This is a genomic window from Alphaproteobacteria bacterium (genome assembly GCA_024244705.1).
Classification (GTDB): Bacteria; Pseudomonadota; Alphaproteobacteria; order JAAEOK01; family JAAEOK01; genus JAAEOK01.
Genome location: JAAEOK010000052.1, coordinates 65,065 through 91,653, shown reverse-complemented (window position 1 = coordinate 91,653; position 26,589 = coordinate 65,065). Strand labels below are relative to the sequence as shown.

Genomic DNA, 26,589 nt, shown 5'->3' with positions numbered 1-26,589 from the left:
GGGACGGCCAGGCGCCGTCCCGCCTGCGTTTTTTGAACTGTATTGAGACCGCCGCCGGCCATTGTACCAAGATGGTCGGCGCTATTTGGGGTCGTATCGGATGTCCTTGCCGTAAGGAGCAACCGTCATGACTGCCGCGCTAAGACTTACCGCAATCATAATTCTTCTGGCCGGTCTGGCCTTGGGGTCCGCGCCCGCGTCCGCCGAATCGATCAAGATCGGCACCGGCAGTACGGCCGGTGTCTATTTTCAGGTCGGACGAGCAATCTGCCATATGCTCGGCAAATTCACGGCGGCGCGGCAAATCGCATGCGAATCGCCGCCGACCGCCGGATCGATCTCTAACCTCAGAAACCTGCGCGCCGGCAACCTCCAGATTGGCGTGGCCCAATCCGATTGGCAGTTCCATGCGCTCTACGGGACCGGGCCATTCGCCGAGGCGGGACCGGATAACGGCCTCAGGGCTCTGTTTTCGGTCCACGGCGAGCCACTTACGTTGGTCGCGCGCCGAGACGCCGGGATCGCCAAGCTCGACGACCTGTCCGGCAAACGGGTCAACATGGGCAATCCCGGGTCCGGGCAGCGTGCGACGATGGAAGTGGTGATGGCCGCGAAGGGTTGGACCGCGGACACGTTCAGCATGGCCGACGCCCTTGGCGCCTTTCAGATGTCGATGGCGCTGTGCCACGACCGCATCCAGGCCATGGTTTACACGGTCGGCCATCCGAATGGCGCCGTGGGCAAGGCGGCCGAACTCTGCGATGCCGTCATCGTCGAGGTCAAGGACGCGGTCATCGACAAGTTGGTCGCGGAGAACCCGTATTATGCCTACACCACGGTCCCGGGTGGTCTTTATCCCGGTAATCCGGACCCAACGACGACTTTCGGAGTCAAGGCGACTGTCGTGACATCGGCCGATTTGCCCGACGACGTGGCTTACGCGATAGTTGAAACGGTGTTCGCCAACCTGGACGCCTTCAAGAGCCTGCATCCGGCGTTCGCCGCCCTGGAGGCACGGGCAATGACGGTCGACGGGTTGTCGGCGCCGCTGCACCCGGGGGCGGCACGCTATTTCCGCGAAGCAGGACTGATGTGACGAACTCGGATCGAGGCACTATACTGGCCGACGAGGTGAACGAAGCAAGACGGCAGGAACACCCGCCGCATAGGGGAAACAGGGAGACATCATGAGCGACGACAATACGACCGGCCGTCAAGCCTCAGACGAGGAACTTCAAGACCTTATCGCTCAAACCGACACCGGCGCCCGATCGCCGGCAGGGGCCGTCGGCAAGCTTCTGCTATGGGTCGCCTTCGCGTGGTCGATTTTTCAGCTATGGATCGCCTCGCCGCTGCCGTTCATGTTCAATTTCGGCATCTTCAATTCGAACCAGGCGCGTTACATCCACCTCGCCCTGGCCCTGTTCCTCGCCTTTGCCGCCTATCCGGCGTTGAAGCGGTCGCCGCGCGGCTACATTCCGATCCAGGATTGGGGCATGGCGCTGGTCGGCGCGTTCACCTCGGCCTACCTCTACATCTTCTACGTCCAGATCTCGGCCCGGCCCGGCCAGCCGACCGAGCTCGATTTGATCGTCTCCGCAGTTGGCATCGTCCTGCTGCTCGAGGCGACCCGTCGCGCGCTCGGCCCGCCGCTGATGGTCGTTGCCCTTGTCTTCTTGGCCTACATCTTCTTTGGCCACTTGGGGCCGGAGGTGATCGCTTGGAAGGGCGCATCGATCACCAAGGCAATGAACCATTTGTGGCTGACGACCGAAGGCGTCTTCGGTATCGCGCTCGGCGTGTCGACCGACTTCGTCTTCTTGTTCGTCCTGTTCGGCGCGCTGTTGGACAAGGCGGGCGCCGGCAACTATTTCATCAAGGTCGCCTTCGCCCTGCTCGGCCACTTGCGGGGCGGGCCGGCAAAAGCGGCGGTCGTCGCCTCCGGCATGACCGGGTTGATCTCGGGGTCCTCGATCGCCAACGTGGTGACGACCGGGACATTCACGATTCCGCTTATGAAGCGAGTCGGGTTCACGTCCGAAAAGGCGGGCGCGGTCGAGGTCGCGTCTTCGGTCAACGGCCAGATCATGCCGCCGGTCATGGGCGCCGCGGCGTTCCTCATGGTCGAGTATGTCGGCATTCCCTATATCGAGGTCGTCAAGCACGCCATTCTTCCGGCGGTGATCTCCTATATCGCACTTGTCTACATCGTCCATCTCGAGGCGGTGAAAGCGAACATGCAGGCGCTCGAGAAGCCGATTCAGAGAACTGTAGTCCAAGGCCTGATATCGGCCGGAATCTCGGTCTGCAGCATCATCATCCTGTCGTTCGCGGTCTATTACACGATCGGCTGGATCAAGGATTTCGCGCCCGACAGCGCGGCGCTGATCGTGACGATCGGCGTGTTCGTCGCTTACATCGGCCTGTTGTGGTATGGCGCCCGTTTTCCCGAACTCGAGCTCGACGATCCGAATTCGCCGGTGGTCAAGCTGCCCGAGGCGGGCCCAACGATTCGCTCCGGGCTGCATTACCTATTGCCGGTCATCATCCTGATTTGGTTCCTGATGATCGAACGCTATTCGCCTGGGCTGTCCGCGTTCTGGGCGACCTGTTTCATGATTTTCATCTTGCTGACCCAGAAGCCACTGAAGGTGATGTTCCGTAAGGCCGGTAACGCCGCGGCCGCGTTTCGAGAAGGCGTCAATGACTTTTGGGAAGGCATGATCGCCGGCGCCCGCAACATGATCGGCATCGCCATTGCGACCGCCGCCGCCGGTATCATCGTCGGCACAGTGACGCTGACTGGCGTCGGCCTGGTGATGGCGGAATTCGTCGAGTTTATCTCCGGCGGCAGCCTGATCCTGATGCTCTTCTTCGTCGCAATCATCAGCCTGATCCTCGGCATGGGTCTGCCGACGACGGCCAACTACATCGTCGTGTCGTCGTTGATGGCTGGCGTCGTGGTCGAGCTCGGGTCGCAGTCGGGGTTGATCGTACCGCTGATCGCCGTTCACATGTTCGTGTTCTATTTCGGTATCATGGCCGACGTGACGCCGCCGGTGGGGCTGGCGTCGTTCGCCGCGGCGGCGGTGTCGGGGGGCGATCCCATGAAGACTGGGTTTACCGCCTTCTTCTATAGCTTGCGCACCGCGGCGCTGCCGTTCCTGTTCATCTTCAACACGAAGCTGCTGCTGATCGGTATCGATGGGCCCTTCGACCTCGTCCTCACCGTGATAACGGCGACACTGGCGATGCTCATATTCGCGGCCGCGACTCAAGGCTTCTTCATAGCGCGCAGTCGAATCTACGAATCCGTGATACTGCTTGTGATCGCGTTCACCTTGTTCCGACCCGGTTTCTGGATGGATATGATCCAGCCGCCGTTCACCACGGTCCCGCCGACCGACGTCATTGAGATTGCCGAGGATCAGCCGCCGAACGCGGATATCCGCCTCGACATCGAAGGGGAAAATGCTGACGGCGTTCGCGTCAGAAAGCAGGTCATCCTGCCTCTTGGCCCGCCCGGGACCGGCGAGGAGCGCTTGATGTTCGCCGGGCTCGAGTTGCTCGACGAGGACGGTCAGATTCTGGTCGACAATATCGGCTTCGGCAGCCCGGCGGAAAAGGCCGGCGTCGAGTGGGACTTCGCCATCACCGGTGTGCTGGTGGCAAGCGACCGGATGGCCAAGGAGTGGATGTACATTCCGGCCTTTATCGTTCTGGTCCTCATTGTCTTGATGCAACGCGGCCGGCGCCGCAAAGAACCTGCCGAAACGGCCACGGCATAGGGAGATTAGGCATGTTCAAGGATATTCTGGTTCCGCTCGACCTCAATTCCGAAAAGGCGGGGCAACGCACGCTGCCGGTGGCCGCCGAACTGTGCCGCACATTCGGCGCCCGACTGCATGTGCTGAATGTGGTTCCCGATTTCGGCCTGGCCATGGTTGGCCAGTACTTCCCGGAGGGCTACGAGGACAAGATGGCCGCGCAGGCCGACGAACACCTCCATGCGTTGGTCAAGGAAGCCGTGCCCGACGATATCCAGGTCCAGTGCATCATCGCCGACGGCAACATCTACCACGAGATCGTCGAGACCGCCGAGAAGGTCAACGCCGATCTTATCGTGATGCGGTCTCACCGCCCGGAGCTCAGGGACTACCTTATCGGTCCCAATGCGGAGAAGGTCGCCCGCCATGCCGATTGCTCGGTCATGATCATCCGCGGCGAGGGCCATTAGTACCGTTCGACCAACCTCCGAGTTCTTTGAAACTGCTCTAGGTGACAAAAAAATGGGCGAACCGAGGTTCGCCCAAGTCACCTGGAGGTAAGGTTCGGGCTGACTATTTCTTCCGGTATTCTTCGGGAAGAAACATCATCGAATCGTGATCCTCGGCCACGATGTGACACTCGAAACAGAACGTCATGCCAGCCGAATTGTTGCCGTTGGTGACACCGAAGATCGCGCCGCCCGGCATGATCATCGTGTATTTCCAATCCTGAGACTCGGCGTTGAAGCCGGCGGGCATTTTTTCCATCAGGAACAGCGGCCCCATGCTGACGCTGCCGTCGCCGGCGACCGAGAAGCTATCCTTGGCCAACTCGGCGCCGACCGGCATCTCGACCAAGCCTTCGTACTCGGCATAGACCGGCGCGTCGGGGCTGCCGTAATTGTTCACGTAGCGTCCGCCATGGGTGTCCGATACGTAGGGCGCGGTATTGTATGACGGCCACAATTGATAGGTCTTCGCCGCGGCGACGCCGGATTTGGCATAGGACGCCTTTAATTCCTTGCGCAGGCAATCGTAAACGGCGACGGCCTCTTCGTCGGTGATCTCCGCGCCGACGGCGGCGCCGCCGCAGGGGTTGCAAGGATTGCATGGATTGCACGGATTTGACGCTGCGCAGGGGTTGCACGGATTGCATGGATTACAAGGATTGCACTTCGCCGCGGCGCACGGGTTGCATGGATTACACGGATTGCATTTCGCTGCCGCGCACGGATTGCAAGGGTTGCACGGATTGCATTTCGCCGCGCACGGATTGCACGGGTTACAAGGATTGCACGGATTTGCCGCTGCGCAGGGGTTCGCCGCCAGCCGCGGCACCACACACGCCGATTTCGCGCCGCCGGCTGCGCAGGGATTACAGGGGTTGCACGGATTACAAGGGTTGCATGGATTGCATTTTGCCGCTGCACATGGGTTGCACGGATTGCAAGGGTTGCATGGATTGCATTTCGCCGCAGCGCAGGGATTGCACGGATTACAAGGGTTGCACGGATTGCATTTATTGGCTGCGCAGGGGTTGCAGGGATTGCACGACGCTATCTGCACCGGTAACGCGGCCGGGTTGGCCTTTGCCGCCGGCAGCGGCGCCATCACCGCGAGGGCCGTCACTGTGATGATAAGGGCGCCGGCACCGGCCAGCACCGGCAGCTTGGTCGATGAAAGCAGGCTGTGTTTGTAATCCTTCACCTCTACCTCCCGGTTGTGACGCACCCGGCTCGGCCGCGGTTAAACCTCGATCCGGTCCCAAGGGCGATTCAAGACATTCGAATAGTAGGGCGATCTTGTGGTCAGGTGTTTTCACGTTCGCTCACATCTAGTTGAGTGGAAAACCCACATCGAAGGTCCGATTGTAGGATTATGCCTCGAATCCCAATGCCAGCGCCGAAATGGCGCCGATCAATGCTGGCGGCCGCTACGCTCGTGGTCGTGGCGTTCGCCCCGGTTCGGGCCCCGGTGGCCGAACCACCGGTGCCGGCGACGGTGGCGGTGCCGGCCGGGCCATTCGTCTACGGCTCCGACCGGGCCGAGCGCGAAAGCGCCTATTTGCTTGATGAAGCGGCCTACGGCCATCGTGTCACGCGGGAGCGCAAGTGGTACGAAAACGAACCATTAGGCACGGCGGATACGGGCGCCTACCGCATCACCGAAACGCCGGTCACCAATGCCCAGTACGCCGCTTTCGTCCGCGATACCGGCCACAATTGGCCAAATGTCGACGCCGATACCTGGCGCGGCTATAGGCTCATCCATCCCTACGAGCGAACCCGCCGTCATGCCTGGACCGGCCCGGCGCCCCCGCCGGGGCGTGCGGACCACCCGGTAGTGATGGTTTCCCATGCCGATGCGGTGGCCTTCGCCGACTGGCTTTCGGCCAAGACAGGCATGCAATGGCGATTGCCGACCGAGGCCGAGTGGGAGAAAGCGGCGCGCGGCACCGACGGACGGTATTTCCCGTGGGGCAATACTTTCGAGCCCGATCGCCTGAACAGCCATGATCTCGGCCCGTTCGACACGATGCCGGTCGGGTCCTTTCCGGCGGGTGTCAGTCCCTATGGCGTCCTCGATTCCGCGGGCCAGGTCTATGAATGGACCGCGACCCCCAAGGGCGATCGCCGCTACATCGTCAAGGGTGGATCCTGGGACGACAAGGGGTGCGGCGTTTGCCGCCCGGCGGGTCGCCATTCCCGTCCAACGGATATCAAGCATATCTTGGTTGGTTTCCGACTTGTCTTGGATGCCGGTCATTCGGCACAATAGCGATATGAGCACGACAGCAAACGAACTGGATCCATCGGAGCCAGCGACCCCGGCTGTGATTGACAACCTCGATTTCAGCCACCTCGGCAAGGCGGAGTTGGAACGCATGGCCGTGGCGGGCGAGGAAGTGGTCGATTGCATCCGCGTCCTGGCCAAGAGCGGCGACAATATCGTCGGCGAACTCTTACGCCACGAGGGTGAGTTCCTGCAGTGGGACCACTATCCGCCGGGGGACGTCTACGACCGCGATTCCGCATCGCAGTACTACTACCACTCCCATCCGCCCGAGGAGCGTCCGGGCGAGCACGGCCACTTCCACACGTTCATACGACCGAAGGGCATGCCCGACGACATCAAGCCGGCGATGGTTCCCGATTTCGAGGCGCCGGAGGATGCCAACGATGCACTCAGCCATCTGATCGCCATATCGATGAACAATTACGGCCTGCCGATCTCGCTCTTCACCACCAACCGCTGGGTGACCGGCGAAATTTGGTATACCGCCAGCGACGTCACTCGTCTGCTTGACTGCTTCGAAATCGATCTCGTCAATCCGGGAACATGGCCGGTCAATTGCTGGCTTACCGGGATGGTCCAACTCTTCCGGCCCCAAATCGCCGACCTGGTGCGCCAGCGCGACGCCGCGGTGGCAGCGTGGACCCCGAAGGATCCGAAGAAATCGGTCTATGAGGATCGGACCCTGGAAATCACGTCGAAGACCGCGGTATCGATCGACGCTCAGGTCCATGCGGTGACCGCGGCCTTGAAGACGAAATAGGCACCCGCCGCCGGTCCCGAATGCCGGCGCCGGCGCGATGTCGTGCCGGGCTCGCACTCATATTCCTGCGATTCAACGTGAAATCGGTTCGACTACACGCGCTCGTGTCCGTCGAGCCGGGTGCCAACCGGCGGTCAGCAGGATACCCACGGATGCGAGACCGAGGCCGATCCAGGCGAACAGGCTCGGCCACTCGCCGAGCACCGGGATCGCCATCAAAGCCGCCAATCCGGGTACGCCGGCCATTACGGCCGCGGTCGGTGTCGGGCCGATCGCGCGGATCGCGGTGGTGAAGAACACGACACCGAGGATGCTCGGCCCCAAGCCCTGATAGAGTCCTTGAAGCAGGATCTCCGCCCATGACGCGGCCCCGATCGTCGTGGGCAGAAAAGCCAGGTAGATCGGGCCGTAAAAGACGGCGTTGACGACCGGAATCACGACCAGCGCCTGCATCGCTGTCACGTGCCACGCCTTGGTGGCGATCATGTAGCCGGCCAGCATGAGTGCGGAGCCGACGAAGAACAGGTGACCGATCCAGGCATCCGGTTCGATGCCGACGGAACTGCGGTCCCATCCGATAAGGAGACAGCCGGACAGGATGATGATCATGCCGATGATCTTCCAATGACCAGGCCGTTCATTCAGCCACAGCAGGCCGACGATCGCGGCCAAGATCGGCAACGTCCCGTTCATCAGGACGCCGGCATGACTGGCCGGGGCGAATTTCATTCCGGCAAAGGCGAACAGGACATAGGGGATGCCGGGGCCGCAGCTCAGTACCCCGATCTTCCACCAGACGAGATTTCGCGGCCAATAGTGCACCAGGAAAGGAGCGACCGCGATCGCGGCGACCGCGAAGCGCAGCATCGCCATGTCATAGATCGTAAGTGTTTGCGTGACGCCCAGCCGCGAGATCACGACCCAGCCCGACCAAATCAGGAGCAAGCCGCATGCGGCAAGCCAACCTATCAACGGGCGAGGGGGAGTGGACATGATCAGGCGCCGTCCTCTCGGGTCAGCGGGGCCGGTTGAATGGGCCAACGTCATCGCCAAGGCTGCGGCGACAGGACGGTTGGCAGTGATTCGGCGCTAATTAGAGTCTACCCACCGGCTTGGGGGCGGAATTGGATCGCCATCGGATCCGTTTACTACAATGGAAAATCGATCCTAGCAAACAGGACACGGTTCGGTCGGCAGTCCGCGTCGCAACCATCCAGGCTCGTCGCCGCGGCCCAGCATCCCCTCGCTGACATCCGATATGTTCGTGAATCCCTCCGCCACGAGCCATTGCCGAGCTCGGTGCGACCGGACGCCGGAGGCACAAATCAACGCGATCGGGTACTTTCGATCGCCGCCCACGGCGGTCAGGATCGCTTCGACGAAGCCGGCCTCGCCGCGCGGATCGTGAATGGTCACCGCCAGGGCACCGGCCGGAATCCCGGTCTGGCGCCATTCGACGGGAGAGCGCACGTCGACAATCGTGATCGCCCCCGTGTCGGCGAGTTTTTGGGCGTCCGGGGCGCTCAATTTTGGCTCCGCGGCAGCGGCGGCCGAGGTAAACAGCACCAGCGCCGCAGTGACGGCAAGAAACCAGTGCGCCATGCGCATCGTATTTACCATCGGCATAGAGTGTTGCCCGCTTGGCACACTGTCAAGCGGCCGGGAACATCCGCGCCATCACCGATTGGTGATTGCCCGGCAGCTGTGATAGAAGGCGATCGACCGGATTTCTCAGAAAACCCCAAGTCCTTGCGAGCGGCCCATGTTTCGCGCCTTCCTATCCCGACATGTCCATTTCAGCGACTGCGATCCGGCCCAGATCGTCTTCTATCCCCGCTATTTCATCTGGTTCGATCAGGCGACGGAAAACATGTTCCGCCTCGCCGGAATGCCTTGGGAAACCACGTTCGAGGCGCATGACGGCGGGTTCGCCGGCGTTCCCTTGCTCGACGCCTCGGCCGACTTCAAGTCGCCCTGCAAGATGGGCGATCACATCGAGATCGAAACCTGGGTCGACGACTGGCGGGAGAAGGTTTTCACGGTGTTGCACCGAATTCACAATAACGGCCGATTGGCGGTCGAAGGCCGGGAGACCCGAATCTGGGTGGTGCGCGCGGCGGACCGCGAAGCCGGCATACGCTCGGCGCCGATACCGGGCGATGTCCGAACCAAATTGTCCGCCGAGTAGTCGGGACGTGGCGGCTCGATCCGCCGCGGGCGCCATGCTAAAAACCAGACGACCCGTCGCCGTTCCGTAGCCATGATTCCCGAGCCCGCGATGAATTTGATGGCCCCATGACGAAACTCGTCATTCAGGTTCCCTGCTACAACGAGGAAGCCACGCTTGGCGTGACCCTCGACGATTTGCCGCGCGCGGTACCCGGGGTCGATTCAGTCGAGTGGCTGGTTGTCAACGACGGCAGTACCGACCGGACGGTCGAGGTCGCACGGCAGCATGGCGCCGACCACATCGTCGATCTTGGCCGCAATCAGGGCTTGGCGCGGGCTTTCATGACCGGGCTGCACGCGTCGCTGCGGTCCGGGGCCGATATCATCGTCAATACCGACGCCGACAACCAATACCGCGCGGCTGATATCGAGAAACTGGTCAAACCGATCCTGGACGGGGACGCCGACATCGTGGTCGGCGCGCGGCCGATCGACGACATCGAGCATTTCTCGGTGCTGAAGAAACGGCTGCAGCGCCTCGGCAGCTGGGTCGTGAGGATGGTCAGCAATACCGACATCGCCGATGCGCCGAGCGGTTTCCGTGCCTACAGCCGCGAAGCGGCGCTCCGGGTGAACGTCTTCAATAATTACACTTATACCCTGGAAACAATCATTCAGGCCGGCCAGCGGGGGATGGAAATTGTCTCGGTGCCGGTCCGCACCAACGCCGATCTGAGACCGTCGCGGTTGTTCAGCAGCATTCCGAGTTACGTCGCGCGATCGATGATGATCATCGTGCGGATCTTCATGATCTACAAACCGATGCGTTTTTTCTTCGCTTTTGGCAGCGTTCCGTTCTGCCTCGGCTTCCTGATCGGACTGCGCTATCTGGTGTTGTTGATCGGCGGCACCGAACGGGCGCATACACCGAGCTTGGTGCTCGCCGCGATTCTTCTGACGATGGGCTTTTCACTGTGGATTCTCGGTCTTATCGCCGACGTGATGTCGGTCAACCGGAGTCTACTCGAGGACATCCAACTGCGCGGCCGCCGCACCGAATTGGCCGACGAGGCGGCAGACGAGGAAGATGCCGCACGATGAGCCGTGACTCGTTCGCCGCGGCCGCGCTCGCGGATATTCCCAAAATCCTGACCCTCCAGGATCGCAATCCGCATAGTCCGACCTACGGCTGTTTCGATCGCAACTACTGGCAATACAAGATCATCGACTTCCCCAGCGGGATGGCACAGGAATTCATCTATCCGCTGGCCTTGGCCTGGGATACGGCGGTCCCGAACAACGCCTACTACCAGAACGAATCCGTGCGCGATTGGGCCGTCGCCGGCCTTCGCTTCGCCGCCCGCCATGCCCACGCCGATGGCTCCTGTGACGACTATTACCCCTATGAACGCGCTGCCGGCGCGACGGCGTTTTCGCTGCTCGCCGCGGTGGAATCCTATCGACTGCTCGACCTTCGCAATGACGAACTCCAGAGCTTCTTCCGCCGCCGCGGAGCTTGGCTGGCGAAACACCGGGAGAGCGGCCGCCTGAGCAACCATGAGGCCTTGATCGCCCTCAATTTGGCGCTGCTCGGTAATCTGACCGGGGACGACCGCTGGAACGCGCCCTTCGAGGCACGATTGGCACGGCTCCTTTCGTGGCAGGATGACGAAGGGTGGTTCCATGAGTACGACGGTTGCGACCCGGGATATCTGACGCTGACGATATCCGTGCTCGCGCGTATCCACGAGCTGGCGCCCCGCGGCGACGTTCGTTCGGCGATTGAAAAGGCGGTCGCTTTCGCGGCCACCTGGATCCATCCCGACGGGTCCTTCGGTGGCGAATACGGCAGCCGAAATACCTACAATTTCTTTCCCCACGGGTTCGAACTGGCGGGTCGCTGGATGCCCGAGGCACTGGCCGTCAACGACCGCTTTCTCGCCGGGCTGGAGGCCGGCCGCCAGGCATGCTTCGCCGACGATCACATTATCGGCCATCATTGCTGGAACTTCCTTTTGGCCTGGCGCGACTTCGTGGACCAGCGCCCGGTTCCTGGCGCACCGGCGGAAGGCCGCCGGCATTTTCCCGATGCCGGCCTGATGGCCGAGCGCCGCGGCTCCTCGGCGTTGTTCCTGGCGCTCAACAAGGGCGGTGTCTTCAAGTATTTCCGCGACGGTCAATTGGTCGCCAGCGACACCCAGATCTCGCTGCAGTTCGATGGAGGCGCGACCGCGGTTGCCCACATGGTGGATAACTACGAAACCTTGCTGGACACCGACTCTATCGAAATATCGGGCCGGTTCGCGTGGGCGAAGCAGCCGCGAATGACGATTTTCAAGCTCATGGTGCTGCGACTTCTCATGGTAACCGTCGGCCGAGTTCATCCCGATGGCGTGCGCCGTCTATTGCAACGCCTGCTGATTACCGGCCGACGCGCGGCGCCGATGTCGTTCCGCCGCGTACTCACTTGGCGCGAGGATCGGCTGACCGTCCGCGACGAGGTTTCGGTCCAGGATTGGACGCCGATTGTCGCCGCCGGGATCGGCGGCCACCAGACCTCGATCCACGTCGTGATGAGTCGCATCTACCAGGCCGGACAGCTCGAACCATGGCGCGACCTTACCGATCAGGTGCGCGGCCTGGGCGCCGGCGAGACCCTGGTCGTCGAGCGGAGCTTCTAGATGAAACGGCTGATCTCCATTGCCGTCAGCGTGGCGATTCTCGGGATCATATACTGGCGCATCGATTTCGCTGCGCTGGTTGCCTCGCTCGTTGCCAGTGACCTGCTTTGGCTGGCGGCGGGCCTCTTGGCGCTGGCGCCGATTACGGCGGTGACGGCCTGGCGATTCACCCGCCTGGTTCCCGATAGCGCGCACATCGATCTCGCCGAGGCGGTGCGCCTGACCCTCGCCGCGAGCTCGCTCAACCTCGTCTTGCCATCGAAGATGGGCGATTTGGCGAAGGCCTGGTTTATCCGCGACCGCGGACACATGACCGGCTCGCTGGCCGTGGCCCTGGTCGTGTTCGAGAAGACCTGCGACATGCTGGCGCTGCTGGTGTGGTGCGTTTTCGGGTTGTTGCTCTATGCCGACAAGGACGCCCTTTTCTGGGTCATGACCGTCGGAGTCGCCGGCGGTCTGGCACTTGGCCTCACGCTGCTGGCGTCGAGCCGGATCACGGCCGGCTTCTTCCTCATCGTAAGCGCCAAGGCACCGGCGCCGATCGGCCGCGCCGCCGCCGGCTTGGCCGAGGATTGGGAGGCCATGCATGCCTATTTCTGGAGCGACCGGCGCCGGGTCGCGTTGATCGCCGCCGTCTCCCTGGTCATTTGGTTCATGCATTTGGGGCAGATATGGTTGCTCATCCTGGCCCTCAACGCCGCCGTCCCCTTCCTCGACAATCTGGCCCTGGCCCCCCTCGCCATCCTCGCCGGCCTGCTGCCGCTGACTTTCGCCGGCATCGGTACCCGCGACGCCGCGCTGATCTTCTTCTTCGCACCCTTCATGGCGGCGCCGGTGGCGGCCGCTCTCGGTGTGCTTTGTACCCTGCGCTATGTCCTGCCGGCGATCGCCGGCCTGCCGTTTCTTGGCGCCTATCTCGCCATCCTGCGCGCCCATAAATCGGGCACGTCCGGAGCCGGTGGACATTAGCGGGATAGGGAGGCATCCGTGAGCGGTATGCGTGACGCCGTCGGTTATTGGATGGCGCGGACCGACCGGACCGGCTACACGGTTTGGTTCGCACTGAGTCTTGCTGTCGCCGCAGTCGGCGGCGGCGTGGCCATGACCGAGGCCTTCTCCGCCCCTTTTGTCATCCAGGACGATGCCCGACAACACGTGGTCTGGGCGCTGCGGTTTAGCGATCCCGAGTTGTTTCCGATCGATCCCATCGCCGACTATTTCCGGTCGGTGGCGCCGGTTGGTTATACCTGGGTCTATCGCGCGGCGGCCGCGGCCGGATTTGACTCGATCGTGGTCTCCAAGGTGCTGCCGATGGTGCTCGGGCTGGTCTTCGCCGGTTACGGGTTCGGCCTCGGCTGCCGTTTGATTCCGGTGCCCGCGGCGGGGTTTCTGATTTCCTGGACCCTGTCCCAGAACGCCTGGTTGATGGATAATCTGTCGAGCGCGACACCGCGCGCATTCCTCTACCCGATTTTTGCGGCTTTCCTGTTTTACTTCTTGAAGAAGTCGGGGTGGGGCGTCGCCGTGACCGTTCTGTTGCTCGGCTTGTTCTACCCGCAGATGGCGTTGATTGCGGCCGGGCTCGCGGCCTTCGCGCTGATCGATTTCCGGCGCGGCGTGCCGCGGCTCACCCGGGATCTATCGAAGGGACGGGTCGCGGCCTTCGGCGTCGCTGCCGCGGTGGTCGTGCTGGCGCCCTATGCGCTGCAGAGTGCCGTCTATGGTCCGGTCATCAGCGCGGCCGCGGCGCGCGACCTGCCCGAGTTCTGGGTCGGCGGCAGGGCCGAGTTCTTCGATCCCGATCGCTGGCGATTCTGGACCTGCGGTCTCCGCGCCGGGTTGTTCCCGATCGAATGGTGCCAACTCAAGGATCGCCAACTTCTCGGTGTTTCGGCGACTGTGGCCCCGATATTGGTGTTTCTGATCGTCTTGGCGCTGCCGCTCTACCTACGGGCCTCCGGCAGCGGCCAGGTCGCGCAACGGATCGGTACGGATATCTATGTGTTGCCGCGCCTTGTTTTGGTTTCGCTGATCCTTTTCGCCGCCGCGCACATCGTTCTATTCCAGCTCCACCTGCCCAATCGCTATACCCAACACAGTCTGCGCATTGCCTTCGACATAGCGTTCGGCGCCTGCGTTTACCTGCTCCTGTTGAAATCCGTCGACTGGGCGCGGGGCCGGCAATGGATGGAACGGTGCCTGGGCGGACTCGCAATCGCCGCCACAATCGCCGTGATCCTGACCATGCCCTATGTGGCGATGAAAATGGGCCAGCGGCTCTACATCACCGGCCGCCACCATGCGCTTTACGAGTTCCTGTCGCAGACCGAAAAAGGGACCACCGTGGCCTCACTCGAAGCCGCCGTCGACAACGTGCCGCCGTTCGCCTCGCGCGCCATTCTGTTCGGACCGGAATACGGGATTCCCTATCACCTCGGGTACTATTCGTCGCTTCGGGAAAAGGGCCGACGCATCGCCGAAACACAATACGCGGCCAATCCCGCCCTCCTGCGGCGCTTCTTCCGCGACTACCCGGTCGATTACTGGCTTATCGATCAGGGCGCTTTCGACATCGCGCAACTCGAATCGGCATGGTGGGCGGAGCAATTCCCGAGGGCTCATCAAGCGGCCATGCGGCGCACCGCCGCCGGATCGGCGCCGATAATGGCGGTGCTGGCGCCGCTCTGTTTGGCGGCGCGCGATGGCACCATGTTGCTGGTCGACGCGACCTGTATGCGCGAGCAGGTTCGACGATGAAGGCATTTCGCGGCGATCGCGGAATCGCTATGTATACGCCATGACCAGCCTCGTTACAGGAGCGACCGGATTTGTCGGTTCCGCAGTCGTGCGGCGGCTTTTGGCGGACGGTGAAAGCGTGCGCGTTCTCGTGCGGCCGCAGAGCGACACGCGGAATACCGATGGCCTCGATGTCGAACCCGTCATCGGCGATTTGGGCGATCCGGGATCGCTCAAGAATGCGGTCGAGGGCTGCCGCCGCCTCTACCATGTCGCCGCCGACTATCGCCTGTGGGTACCCGACCCGGACCGGATATACGCCATCAATGTCGACGGTACGCGCAACCTATTGCTGGCGGCCGCCGAAGCCGGTGCCGAGCGCATCGTCTATACCAGCAGCGTGGCGACGCTCGGACATACCGCCGACGGGTCGCCGGCCGACGAAGCGACGCCGGTATCGATCGACGATATGATCGGCCACTACAAACGGTCCAAGTTCGTCGCCGAGGCCGCGGTGAAGTCGCTGGTCGAAGAACAGGGCGTGCCGGCGGTCATCGTTAACCCTTCGGCCCCGGTCGGCCCGCGCGATATCAAACCGACCCCGACCGGGAAAATGATCGTCGACGCGGCCGCCGGTCGGATGCCGGCCTATACCGATACCGGCCTCAATGTGGTCCATGTCGACGATGTGGCCGATGGCCACGTCCTGGCGATGAAGACGGGGGAAATCGGCGAGAATTACGTCCTCGGCGGAGAAAACCTGCTGTTGCGCGAAATCCTCGAGCGCATTGCCGCGCTCACGGGGCGGGCGCCGCCGCGAATCAAGCTACCTCACGGCTTCGTCATGATGGTCGCCTATTGCTCCGAGACCGCCGCCCGATTGTTTCGGACGGGGGAACCTTTGGTTACCATCGACAGCGCCCGCATGGCTCGCCATCGCATGTTCTTTTCATCGCACAAGGCGACCGAAGTCTTGGGCTATCGGCCGCGCGCGGCCGATTTGGCGTTGCGCGACGCCATCGATTGGTTTCGCTCCAACGGCTATCTACGCTGAGACCGCCCGGCTGCGCAATCGTTCCCGTAAGGCGAGCAGTGCCGGCAGGACGATCAGGGTCGCGATCAGCGTGTAGGTGAGAGAGATGGTCAAGAGCTTGCCCATGCTGGCAGTCCCTTGGTGCGAAGATATCGCCAAGCTGCCGAACGAACATATCGTCGTCAGGGCGCTGAGTCCGACCGCGCGTGGCGTGCTCGTTTGCATCAGCGCTTGGCCGACATTGAGCCCCTTCCGCCGCATCACCATGTGAATTCCGCCATCGACAGTAAGTCCGAGCAGCAGCGGCAGCACGATGACGTTGGCAAAATTGAACGGCATGTCGAGGAGCGCCGCCGTTCCCAGCGTCAGAAATCCAGCCAACACCAGTGGCATCAGTACCAGCACCGTATCGGCCAGGCTGCGCAACAGCACGAGCAGAAGACAGCAGATCAGAATGGTGGCGACAACAGACGCCAGGATGAACGCGTCGATAACGGCCTTTCCCGATTCGACGATGAGGACCGGACCGCCGGTCGCGTTCGGCGCAACGACCAAGACTTCCCTGACGAATTCCTCCAATGCCTCGGGTTCGGCGGCGTTCGCGGTCGGGAAGATCTGAATCCGCGCCCGTCCGTCGGCGGCGAGATAAGCGTCACGGATCGAATCGGGCAAATCGTCGGAGGTGACCGGCGCAGCGCGCATCGAATCCCGCAGGCGATCGAGTTGTGACGGCAAAGTGGCGAGGATCGTCGCATCCAAGTCGGTGATCACAGTCGGCGTGGCTTCCGCCCGTTGCACCAACCGACCGAGCGCCGTCGCCAAATGCTGCGCCGGTGCCGCCAAGTCGCCCGCCTCGCCGGATCCGGCCAGACCCTCGAGCGCAGTCCTCAAATCGGCGGCCGCGGTGATTTGCTCGGTGGCGGTCGGGGCGGACTTCGGCGCGATCTGGGGGCTCAGGACCGGCAGCAAGGCAAGGTAGATGCCATCGATGATGTCCAACTTCTCGTCCTGATCACGGGGGACGAAGCTGGCCAAGGTTACAACATCCTTCACCGTCGGCAGCGTCTCGAGCGGACCAACCAGTTTCTCGGCGGTTTCGAGATCCGGCTCGAGAACCTTTATGGTATAGGTCGACGAGGCCGATTCCATTTGCAGATCGCGGAAGGTTTGGACCGATTCTGTATTCGGGTCGCGGAGGTTTATCGGATCGAAATCGAACCTGACCCGCGTCGATTCGATGACAGCGCCGGCAAACAATATGAGAGCGACGATCAAGATCGGGCCCGAAAAGCGCACCAGCGTCCGGTTCAAGCCCTCGCCGCGAGGCGCCGAGCGCTCGGCGGTCGAGGGGCGCGTCGGCATGATCGCCAGCAGCGCCGGCAACAGCGTCATGGTGGCGAACAGAGCGATGATCATGCCGGAGCCGGAGATCACGCCGAGTTCGGATACGCCGGTGTAGTCGGTGGGGATGAAAGCGTAAAACGCGATCGCCGTGGTGACGGCGCCGACGGTCACCGCCGTGCCGACGTCGCCGGCGGTCTTGACCAAGGCGGCGCTCGGCGCGCGTTCTTCGACCAGTCCCTCGCGATAGCGCAAGCCGAAGTGGATGTTGAAATCGACACTAAGACCGATAAAGAGCACGGCGAATGCGATCGAGATCATGTTGAAGTCGCCGACCGCCACGACGGCGAATGCCGCCGTCCAAACCAAACCGACGAAGATCGTAATCAGCGACGCCAGCGCGATCTTGGGCGATCGCAGCCCGCCGAACAGGATCAGCCCGACAAGCACGAAAGAGATCATCCCGGCGAGCGCGGCATCCTTCGAAATCCCCTTCAACTCCTCGTCGCCGAGGACCGTCGATCCGGTCAGGCGAACGGTGACGCCGTGTTCGGCGGTCAGATCGAGGTCTTGCGCCAGTCTCCGCACTTCCCGGATCGCCGCGCTGGCGGGGCGCAATTGACCGAAATCCTGCACCGGCTCGACGAGTATGAAACGGCGCCGATCGCTGGTCTTTTCCGTTTTCCCGGACATCACGTCTTGCCATGAGAAATAGACGGTATCACCGTCCAATTTTCCGTCGATGGCGGTCGTCAATTCGTCCATGATCGGGCCGAGACCGTCGGCCGATTCGACGTCGCCGTCGACGATACGATCGGCCGCCTCGGTCAGAATATCGAACAGGCCACGAAGGCTCATATCGGTGGTCAATTCCGCGAGCAGCGGCTGAGCGGCGGTCAGCCGGTCGCCGAGATCGTAGAGTTCCTCCTCGTCGAGATAGAGCAGCCCGTTGCGGGCGAAGAAGGGGTCGCCGCCGGCCTGATCGACGGCCACGAAATTGGTCGTATCGGCCTCCAGCCGGGCGGCCAACCTCGACGCGGCCAAATCCGCCAAGTCCGGCGTCGCGCCATCGATCACGACGGTGATCGGGTTGCTGAATTGGTCGAACGCCTCGCGATAGATCTTGTGGTTCTGCCGGAACGGCAGTTCCTCGGAAATCATGTCGGTGGGGTCGGTATTGACGCCGAAATTATTCGCCGTATAGACCGCGCAACCGATCGTCGTCGCAAGGCACAGCACCACGACCGGCCAGGGGAATCGAATAACCAGCCCAACCCAGCGGGTCAGCAATGCGGCTATTAGCCTCTCGGCGCGGTCGTACAAATCTGTCTCCAAGGCGTACAGGGAAAAGTGCCGACGATCCCCGGCGTCCGCGTTCTACACGTTCGCAAGCCGCCGTTCCATACCCCTCTCGTCGTTGTCGAGCGAAAGCCTTGTTTGACCGGATTCGGTGTGGAATTAATAGCCCTGTGTAACCATGTCGTTTTTCGATGTTGCGACTTTGGGAGGGCCGAATTGCGGCACTTGGCGAAGGCTGTCTTTGTTGCCGGGGCATTGGTATGCGGGGTTTCCGGACCGCTATCCGCGCAGGCCGACTTGGATTACGGCGACCTCAGGGAGCGTATGGTGGCGATCATCGAGATGCACGCCGCCGTGGTCAACGGCGAGGCCGGGGTCGAGCCACCGGGGGAGCGTGTGCTCGAGGCGATGCAGCGGGTCGAGCGCCACCGATTCGTGCCGGAAGATCTGGCGCCGTTGGCCTATCTCGACACGCCCTTACCGGTCGGACATCAGCAAAACATCGCACAGCCCTATATCATCGCATTGATGACCGAGCTCGCCGAGGTGCAACCGGGGGATCGGGTCTTCGAGACCGGTACCGGCGCCGGCTACCATGCGGCGCTGCTGGCGGAGCTCGGCGCCGAGGTGTTCAGCGTCGAGATCGTCGGTGCGTTGGCCGAACGCGCGGCCAATGTTCTGCTGGATCTCGGTTATGACGATGTGGATATTCGAATTGCCGACGGCTATGACGGCTGGTCCGAGGCGGCTCCTTTCGATGCCATGCTAATCAAGGAATCGGTGGTCGATGTGCCGCCAAGCCTGATCGCGCAACTGAAGCCGGGCGGTCGAATGGTGGTGCCGATCGGACCGCCGGACGGTCAACAGCACCTCACCGTCTTGTCGAAGGATAAGGCGGGAAACGTGACCCGCCGCAAAGTTCTGCCGGTGCGTTTCTCACCCTTCCAAGGCGGGCGGCGGACCTGACGCCTGCGTTGGGCCGCCCGCGGCCGGGACGGCGACTATTGGAGCAAATAGTTTACCAGGCGCGCGTCGCGGCCGAGATAACGCATCCCGGCCCACTGATTGTCCGGCGTATAGAACAGGTTTCGCGTCAGATCACCGGTCACGAGGAATTGTTGCATTTTCACGTTCTGGCCGCGGATGCGCTGACTGGCGGCGGGCATTCTTATCGTTTCGGCGAGTAACACGTCGCCTGTTTGAACGTCATAGACTGAAAACCGGTTGACCGTATCGATCGACCAGAATGTCGCCGGTACACTATTGGCCGGCGCGAAGGCGGTTCCGTTGGGGCCGGTAATCGCGACCCGCGACCCGATGCGGATGGCGGTAACCTGACTGGCGGTACCGTTTTCGACGATATCGTTGGTGAACGCGAGCACTTTGCCGTCCTGCCAAATTTCACGCCGTCGTTCGGTTCGTTCATAGACCACCTCGTCGCCCTTCGATTCTAGGATGCTCAATTTCGAATGGACGGTCAGCTGTCCGGCCTGCTGCTCGAATTGAAATTCGACGGTACCCACGGGCGTCTCGCCAAAATGGATATAGAGCGTGAAATTCTCCGTATATGGCGTCGCGACGACGAGCCGCGAAGGCACCACCGCGAACACCAACAGCAGGAGCAGTGGCGTCAATTTACGCATCGGGTCACGGCCCTCGGTGACGGTCGCCGCCGTCGCTAGCCATTGGCAAATCGGCACTGGCAGGAGTTCTAAACTGAAGATCGGAAATCGTCATATCGTGTTCGTCCGCGGCGGTCACGGTGAGTATAGCGGGAGGCGTAAACGCCTGTTGCTAGAAATCTCGGCAATTCGCCACTCGGCCTCTCGCAGGAATGTGAAGCAGAAGTGACTACGATCTGCGGCACGCAACCATATATCGAGGCTCCCGACAATCGAGAAAAGGCGCGCCATGACACGGAGATTGACCGCGGCCGGCTTGGCGTTCGTTGCCGGTCTCTCATTCGGCGCAGGCGTCGTCGCCGGCACGCTGCCGAGCGGATCCGATTTGAGGAGCAGCGGGTGGCAGGTGCTGACGTTTCCCGGCATTCCCGCGTCGCGTTTCGTGGGCCGTAGCGCGCAGGGTATCGAATTGGTCGCCGAGAATAGCAGCGCGCTCCTTTACCGCGCGATTTCTTCGGAGGACGCAACGCGGCGCTACTTGAGTTGGCGCTGGCGGGTAGACGAGAATGCGGGCCTTTCGGACCTGTCGGCGAAAGGCGCGGACGACCGGCCGCTGGCGCTTCATGTCTGGTTTGGGCCGGAACCGGACGATACGAATTTGTTCGATCGCCTTCTGCTCGGGGTTCAGTCGGAGATCTTTGGCGTTCCCCTCGCCGGTAGGGTCCTCACCTATGTTTGGGGCGGCAACGGCGGAGCGGGGCGCAAGTTGGTTAATCCTCATACCGGTCCGGAGGGTATGATGGTCGTGCTGCGTGGCCCGGAAGCGCCGGGCGGCCGCTGGCTGGCCGAACAGGTCGATATTGCCGCCGATTTCGAAATGGCGTTCGGTATTCGGGTACCCGCCGCCCAATTCATTGCGTTGTCTGCGGATACCGACGATTTGGGTGGGCGGTCGCGCGGGTCGGTCGTCGACATCGTCTTCGCGGACCGCTGACGCCGTGGCGGTCGGCGCCGACGTCCCCTTTGTGCCGGGAGCGAAATCATCGGTCGCGGATCGGCTTCTGATCAATGCGCGCAACGGTCAGTGGCGGCCGGATGCGGATATCGATTGGGATCTGCCCGTGCAACCGCCTTCTTGGCTGGCGCGCAAACACTATGCCGCCGTCATCAGCCATTTCCTCGATGGGGAGCGCGCCACGATCGAGATCTGCCGCGGCCTGCAATCGCATATGGCGGAACCGGTCGCGCGCCAATTGCTCATGCTTCAAATCGGCGATGAGCGTCGCCACGCCAGCGTCTATGAATCGTACCTGCAACGCCTCGGCGATATTGCGGCGACCGATCCCGCAGTCGCCGAAGTATTGAATCGAAGCCGCAATTGGGAGGGCAACTGGTTGGGCCCGATCGTCGCCTTTCATATCGTCGTCGAGGGCGAAGCGCTGCAAATGCAGCGCGAGTTGTGCGCTGCGTTTTGCTGTCCGCTGTTCTCGCAAATCGCGGCCCGGATCACCCGCGACGAGGCCCGGCACGTGGCCTTCGGCAGGATTTATCTCCGCCATCGCCTGTTGGATCTGGCGCGGACCGAACGCCTTGAAATCTTTCTTTGGGTGCATTCCCTATGGTGGGATTGCGCTTCTGCCGTATTCGGTCGGTGGCGGCTTGGCCGCTACCTCGCGCGTGACTATTTGACCGAACGCTGGACACGACAGGTCGAAACTTTGATCGAAATCGGCCTGATCGCAGCGGAAGACAAGCGTGTCTTCATATAGGATCAGGCGATTGCACGAGCAGGTTCGGACACGATGATTTCAATCGTCATTCCCACCCTCAACGAGGCCGCGAACCTGCGCCACCTGCTTCCGTCGCTCGGTGGACAAACGGAACCCCACGAGATCATCGTCGTCGACGGCGGCAGCGACGATGACACGGCCGGGGTCGCTCGCCGCCACGGCGCGACAGTGCTGCGGTGCCCGGCCGGCCGAGGCCAGCAACTCCGCCTCGGCGTTGGGACCGCGCGCGGTGATATCCTGCTGCTTCTGCACGCCGATTCCCGATTTCCCCGTGGCGGCCTGGCCCAAGTCGCGGCAGCCCTCGCCACCGACCCGGACCTTGTTGGCGGAAATTTCCGACTCGAGTTCGATGGCGACGAACGGTTCAGCCGTTGGCTCACCGGCTTCTATGGGTGGATCCGACGCCACGGCATCTACTATGGCGATTCGGCGATCTTCCTGCGGCGGCGGGTTTATGATGCGATTGGCGGTATCCGGCCAATCGCGCTGATGGAGGACTATGACCTCGTACGCCGCCTCGAGCGCGCGGGCCCGACTTGCTGTATCGATTCGCCGCCATTGGTGACGTCTTCACGGCGCTTCGCCGGGCGCAATCCGATCGCCATATTCGCCGGCTGGCTGTGGATTCACACGCTGTTCCACCTCCATGTCTCACCCCACCGACTGGCGCGAATCTATGATTCGGATCGCCGGCGGTCGTCGGCCGGACCAGTGTCGTGAGCGCTCGACGGCAAATGCTTCGAACGTTGAGACGCGGTGCGACACGCGCGGCCGCCATGGCGTCGCTGCTCGTGGTCCACGCCGGGTTCACGTCGATCGAGGCGCTGTTCGCGCCGGATGCCGATTTGTGGGAACGCTGGACCGCCCACGATCGGACATCGGCGGCGCGCGTCGACCACAGTACCTGGAGTCGAATTTTGGCCACCTATACGCGGCCGGCCGAGGACGGCCTGACGCGTTTCGCCTATGGCGCGGTCACCCCATCGGACCGCGACGCCGTGGCTGATTATGTCGGGCAATTGGCCGCCGTCCCGGTCAGTCGTCTCAATCGGGCGGAGCAGCGCGCCTCTTGGATAAACCTGTATAACGCCCTGACCGTGCGTGTCGTGCTCGAGCATTATCCGGTCACGACGATCCTCGATATCGACATATCTCCGGGGTGGCTGGCGGATGGGCCGTGGGACAAAGCGTTGGTGAAGATCGAGGGCGAGGCGGTGACCCTCAATGACATCGAGCACCGCATCCTGCGACCGATCTGGCGCGATCCTCGCATTCACTACGCGCTCAATTGCGCCTCGGTTGGCTGCCCCAATTTGCAGGGCAGGGCGTTTACCGCGGATAATGCCGAGGAATTGCTCGACGACGGTGCGCGCGCCTATGTCAATTCGCCGCGCGGGGCGCATTTGCAGGACGGGGAATTGGTGGTCTCGAGTATTTATGTCTGGTTCGCCGAGGACTTTGGCCGTGACAACGCCGAAATCATCGCGCACCTCGCGACCTATGCCACACCCGAGCTTGGCGTTGCCCTCTCACGCTACGATGACATCGACGGTCACGAATATGATTGGGACCTGAACGACGCGGCGAACTGATGGCGATGCGCATTCTCGTCTTGGGCGGAACCGGCTATATCGGCGCGGCGGTAGTCGCAGAATTCAAAGCCCATGGCCATGCCGTCGTTGCGCTGGCGCGTAGCGCCGCCGCGGCGACGAGGTTGGAGCGGCAGGGATGTACAATCGTTCGCGGCGACATGCGACAACCGGCCGCTTGGTTGCCGCGGGTCGGTGCCGTCGGCGCGGTCGTCCACACGGCGGCGACGTTCGATTCCGAGATGGCCGCGGCCGACCGCCGGCTGGTCGATAGCCTTCTCGAACACTTCGGTCGCGGGGCTCCCGGCCCCCGCATCCTCTATACCGGCGGCGTCTGGCTCTACGGTGCCGATGGCGCGGAGGTCATCAACGAAACATCGCCATTCGAGCCCCTCCGCGATTTCGCCTGGATGGTGGAACATCGCAACCTTCTTGTCGCGAGCGCCGGCGTTGACGCCGTAATCGTTCACCCGGCCATGGTCTATGACCGGGACGGCGGCGTGATCTCGATGTTTCTCGAAGATGCGCGAGCGGGTGGACCGATCCGGATCGTCGGCACAGAGGGTGTCCGCTGGCCGATGGTGCACCGCGACGACCTCGCCGTCCTCTACCGGTTGGCGCTCGAGCGCGGCCGTGCCGGTCATGATTACCTGGGCGTCGCGGAGCCGGCGGTCGCGGTCGTCGACATCGCGCGATCGATCGCCGGCCGTTTCGGTTTGACCAATGATGTGGCGGTTCGATCGACCGCCGAATTCGTTCGCGAAAAGGGCGGCTGGGCCGCAGGCTACGCCTTGGATCAGCAAGTGTCCGGCGCGAAGGCGCAGGGCGAGCTCGGGTGGCGCCCCCGCCGCCGCGATATCTTGCGCGAAGTCGGTGCGGCCGAGGCCCCGGGATAGCCAACGCCAGCCATCTCCCGCGACAATTGAGAATCGGTCCTTGGCTGCGGCCGGGCTCCGTGGCAGAAACAGCGATCGCTAAATCGAACAAGATCACGCTGGAGCGCGGCTCAAACGATGGCAGCTGAAACGATTACCCTGGACGATATCGAGGCGGCCGCCGAACGGATCATGGATCGCGTTCGACGGACACCGTGTCTGCGCAACCGGTTCGCCCTCAACCCGCTTCATACCGGCGAGTTGCTGTTGAAGCTCGAGTGCTTGCAAGTGACGGGCTCATTCAAGCCGCGGGGCGCGAACAACGCGATCCTGAGCCTCGATGAGGGCGCGCTCGGGCGCGGCGTCATCACCGCCTCCGGCGGCAATCACGGTCTTGCGGTCGGCTATGCGGGTCACGCCTCCGGCGTCCCGGCGGTGATCTATTTGCCGCACAATACGCCGGCCGCCAAGATCGACAAGTTGCGCGCCTGGGGCGCCGAAGTGGTCATCGAAGGCGCGGTTTGGGACGATGCCCAGCAAGCCGCGCTGGTCCGCGCCGAGCGTGACGGCCTGACCTATATCCATCCCTTCGCCGACCCCACGGTGATTGCCGGTCAGGGCACGGTCGGACGGGAAATGCTCAAACAATCGGCGCATATCGATGTCATGCTGGTGGCGATCGGCGGCGGCGGTTTGATCTCGGGGATCGCCATCGCCGCCAAGGCGATCAAGCCGGGTATCAAGATCATCGGCATCGAGCCGGTGGGCGCGCCCACTCTCAAGACCAGCGTCGATAAGGGCGCGCTCACGACCCTGTCGCAAATCGAGACCGAGGCCGGAACGCTCGCGCCGCGGCGGAGCGCGGAAATCAATCTCGACATCATACGATCCTATGTCGACGAGATCGTCCTCGTCGACGACGACGAGATGCGCGCGGCGGCCCGCTGGCTGTGGTTCGAGATGGGCATCGCCGCCGAGCTTTCGGGTGCGGCCGCGGTGGCGGCGCTGCAATCGGGCAAGGTTGTGCTTCCGGATGACGCGGTCGTCGCCGCGGTGGTCTGCGGAGCCGGGTCCGACGGCATCGCATAGCCCACCGAACCGATCGCCGATGAACCATATCGACGGGAATGGTGATCGGACACCCGAGGCCCGAGCATTGGCTTGGCGCTTGTAAGGTGCCGGTGAGCGATCGGGGACAAGAATATGACAAGGCTGTGAACGGACGCTGCGGGGTTTCGTTTGGTTTCGAATTTCGATAGCCTTGCCGGTGGATTGTCATCTGCCTTGGTTAACGCAACCATTTGACCAGCGCGGCAAGCTTGTAGCGGTGCGGTGGGTGTCGCGCGCCGGAGCATGTCGGACAGTTCGGAAACGAGGGTTGATGCGGTAATGCAGCGCCGCCTCGAAACAGGGCTATTGTCCGTAGCCATCGTTCTATTGGTGACGACTGCCGCGTCTATCGCGGCGGCCCAGTCGTCGATTGCCGGTGGAGAGTCGGTGCGCGCCGCGCCCAGCGAGGTGGTTGGCGTGCTGACGCCACCGCCGCTGGATCTTCCCGTGGGCAGGCGCATCAGGGTTAGCGCTCGACCGGTCGAAAGAGGTGAAATCGCCGTCATTGACGGGCTCAAGATCACCGTTGGCCCACGGCGCAGCCTACCCGCCGATCGCCCGCTGCGGGATCCGCAGTCGATCGCGCTGTCGGGTCTTCGACATTGGGTCGATGTCGCGATGCCGAGTGTCCGGCGCATCGTACTGTCCGGCCATCGCCAATGGGTCGAGGTCGTGGCGCCGCCACTGCGGCGTCTCACGCTTTCCGGCTATCGGGAATGGGTCGGCGTCGACGTGCCGCCGTCGCGGCGCCTCGCGCTGTCCGGCTATCGCGAATGGATCGAGCTCGAACTGCCGCCGTCGCGGACAGTTTACATTTCATTCGATCCCAATTGGATCGACGCGCCGTTGCGCCCGCCGCGCAACATCCTTGCGAACGTGTCGCGCGAGGACCCTGACACGATCTTGATCACCGAGCCATTGTCGACATCGGCGATTATCGAGCGTCTCTATCCACTCGACCTATTCCAGGTCGAAGCGCGGCGGCGGAACGAGACTTCGAGCCTGGAAATCCGCTGAGGCT

Annotated in this window: 23 protein-coding genes; 19 read left to right on the top strand and 4 right to left on the bottom strand. The window is 62.6% G+C overall.

Annotated features, from left to right (window positions below):
* The first annotated feature begins 127 nt into the window (after window positions 1-127).
* The 5 genes from GY791_08920 (at window position 128) to GY791_08900 (ending at window position 7,323) form a co-directional block, all read left to right on the top strand.
* Window positions 128-1,096: a TAXI family TRAP transporter solute-binding subunit gene (locus tag GY791_08920; GenBank protein MCP4328541.1), complete on the top strand. Its 969-nt coding sequence runs from the start codon at window positions 128-130 to the stop codon at window positions 1,094-1,096.
* Window positions 1,097-1,187: 91 nt separating this feature from the next.
* Window positions 1,188-3,788: a TRAP transporter permease gene (locus GY791_08915; protein MCP4328540.1), complete on the top strand. Its 2,601-nt coding sequence runs from the start codon at window positions 1,188-1,190 to the stop codon at window positions 3,786-3,788.
* Between the two features lie 11 nt (window positions 3,789-3,799).
* A complete protein-coding gene (locus tag GY791_08910) occupies window positions 3,800-4,237 on the top strand; it encodes a universal stress protein (protein ID MCP4328539.1) in 438 nt (145 codons plus the stop codon).
* Between the two features lie 1,450 nt (window positions 4,238-5,687).
* On the top strand, window positions 5,688-6,545 hold the full coding sequence (locus tag GY791_08905) for a formylglycine-generating enzyme family protein (GenBank protein ID MCP4328538.1): 858 nt from the start codon (window positions 5,688-5,690) through the stop codon (window positions 6,543-6,545).
* Window positions 6,546-6,603: 58 nt separating this feature from the next.
* Window positions 6,604-7,323: a hypothetical protein gene (locus GY791_08900; protein ID MCP4328537.1), complete on the top strand. Its 720-nt coding sequence runs from the start codon at window positions 6,604-6,606 to the stop codon at window positions 7,321-7,323.
* 72 nt (window positions 7,324-7,395) lie between these two features.
* Here GY791_08900 and GY791_08895 read toward each other — a convergent pair whose 3' ends face one another.
* Both GY791_08895 and GY791_08890 read right to left on the bottom strand, forming a co-directional pair.
* Window positions 7,396-8,316 carry a DMT family transporter gene (locus GY791_08895; protein MCP4328536.1) on the bottom strand — a complete coding sequence of 307 codons (921 nt, stop codon included), beginning with the start codon at window positions 8,314-8,316 and terminating at the stop codon, window positions 7,396-7,398.
* 174 nt (window positions 8,317-8,490) lie between these two features.
* Window positions 8,491-8,949, bottom strand: a complete 459-nt coding sequence (locus GY791_08890; GenBank protein MCP4328535.1) for a rhodanese-like domain-containing protein — start codon at window positions 8,947-8,949, stop codon at window positions 8,491-8,493.
* Between the two features lie 136 nt (window positions 8,950-9,085).
* On the opposite strand from GY791_08890, the gene GY791_08885 reads away from it, so the two are divergent.
* The 6 genes from GY791_08885 (at window position 9,086) to GY791_08860 (ending at window position 15,963) form a co-directional block, all read left to right on the top strand.
* Window positions 9,086-9,511 (top strand): acyl-CoA thioesterase, encoded by a 426-nt coding sequence (locus tag GY791_08885; GenBank protein ID MCP4328534.1) that lies wholly within the window; start codon window positions 9,086-9,088, stop codon window positions 9,509-9,511.
* Between the two features lie 107 nt (window positions 9,512-9,618).
* Window positions 9,619-10,593, top strand: a complete 975-nt coding sequence (locus GY791_08880; protein MCP4328533.1) for a glycosyltransferase family 2 protein — start codon at window positions 9,619-9,621, stop codon at window positions 10,591-10,593.
* Window positions 10,590-12,173 carry a hypothetical protein gene (locus GY791_08875; protein MCP4328532.1) on the top strand — a complete coding sequence of 528 codons (1,584 nt, stop codon included), beginning with the start codon at window positions 10,590-10,592 and terminating at the stop codon, window positions 12,171-12,173. The genes GY791_08880 and GY791_08875 overlap by 4 nt, the downstream gene beginning before the upstream one ends.
* Window positions 12,174-13,142, top strand: a complete 969-nt coding sequence (locus GY791_08870) for a flippase-like domain-containing protein (protein ID MCP4328531.1) — start codon at window positions 12,174-12,176, stop codon at window positions 13,140-13,142.
* Between the two features lie 18 nt (window positions 13,143-13,160).
* Window positions 13,161-14,930, top strand: a complete 1,770-nt coding sequence (locus GY791_08865; protein ID MCP4328530.1) for a hypothetical protein — start codon at window positions 13,161-13,163, stop codon at window positions 14,928-14,930.
* A gap of 40 nt (window positions 14,931-14,970) precedes the next feature.
* A complete protein-coding gene (locus GY791_08860; GenBank protein MCP4328529.1) occupies window positions 14,971-15,963 on the top strand; it encodes an NAD-dependent epimerase/dehydratase family protein in 993 nt (330 codons plus the stop codon).
* On the opposite strand, the gene GY791_08855 is transcribed toward GY791_08860, so the two are convergent.
* The gene (locus GY791_08855; protein MCP4328528.1) at window positions 15,955-18,606 is read right to left on the bottom strand and encodes an MMPL family transporter; all 2,652 of its coding nucleotides are present in this window, start codon (window positions 18,604-18,606) and stop codon (window positions 15,955-15,957) included. The genes GY791_08860 and GY791_08855 overlap by 9 nt on opposite strands.
* A 300-nt stretch (window positions 18,607-18,906) precedes the next feature.
* Here GY791_08855 and GY791_08850 point away from each other — a divergent pair, with 300 nt between their 5' ends.
* Entirely contained in the window at window positions 18,907-19,548 is a 642-nt protein-coding gene (locus GY791_08850) for a protein-L-isoaspartate(D-aspartate) O-methyltransferase (protein ID MCP4328527.1), read from the top strand.
* 35 nt (window positions 19,549-19,583) lie between these two features.
* Here the strand turns inward: GY791_08850 and GY791_08845 are convergent, their stop codons facing one another.
* The gene (locus tag GY791_08845) at window positions 19,584-20,216 is read right to left on the bottom strand and encodes a hypothetical protein (GenBank protein ID MCP4328526.1); all 633 of its coding nucleotides are present in this window, start codon (window positions 20,214-20,216) and stop codon (window positions 19,584-19,586) included.
* A gap of 277 nt (window positions 20,217-20,493) precedes the next feature.
* Between GY791_08845 and GY791_08840 the strand changes: the two genes are divergently transcribed.
* The 7 genes from GY791_08840 to GY791_08810 all read left to right on the top strand — a co-directional run bounded on the left by GY791_08840 (window position 20,494) and on the right by GY791_08810 (window position 26,585).
* A complete protein-coding gene (locus GY791_08840; protein ID MCP4328525.1) occupies window positions 20,494-21,198 on the top strand; it encodes a DUF3047 domain-containing protein in 705 nt (234 codons plus the stop codon).
* Window positions 21,199-21,202: 4 nt separating this feature from the next.
* The gene (locus tag GY791_08835) at window positions 21,203-21,973 is read left to right on the top strand and encodes a ferritin-like domain-containing protein (protein ID MCP4328524.1); all 771 of its coding nucleotides are present in this window, start codon (window positions 21,203-21,205) and stop codon (window positions 21,971-21,973) included.
* Window positions 21,974-22,006: 33 nt separating this feature from the next.
* Window positions 22,007-22,714: a glycosyltransferase family 2 protein gene (locus GY791_08830; GenBank protein MCP4328523.1), complete on the top strand. Its 708-nt coding sequence runs from the start codon at window positions 22,007-22,009 to the stop codon at window positions 22,712-22,714.
* Window positions 22,715-22,770: 56 nt separating this feature from the next.
* On the top strand, window positions 22,771-23,586 hold the full coding sequence (locus GY791_08825) for a DUF547 domain-containing protein (GenBank protein MCP4328522.1): 816 nt from the start codon (window positions 22,771-22,773) through the stop codon (window positions 23,584-23,586).
* The gene (locus tag GY791_08820) at window positions 23,559-24,479 is read left to right on the top strand and encodes an NAD-dependent epimerase/dehydratase family protein (protein MCP4328521.1); all 921 of its coding nucleotides are present in this window, start codon (window positions 23,559-23,561) and stop codon (window positions 24,477-24,479) included. The genes GY791_08825 and GY791_08820 overlap by 28 nt, the downstream gene beginning before the upstream one ends.
* Window positions 24,480-24,596: 117 nt before the next feature.
* Window positions 24,597-25,547, top strand: a complete 951-nt coding sequence (locus GY791_08815) for a pyridoxal-phosphate dependent enzyme (protein MCP4328520.1) — start codon at window positions 24,597-24,599, stop codon at window positions 25,545-25,547.
* A gap of 264 nt (window positions 25,548-25,811) precedes the next feature.
* Complete coding sequence (locus GY791_08810; GenBank protein ID MCP4328519.1) at window positions 25,812-26,585, top strand: hypothetical protein; 774 nt, start codon at window positions 25,812-25,814, stop codon at window positions 26,583-26,585.
* Window positions 26,586-26,589: the final 4 nt, after the last annotated feature.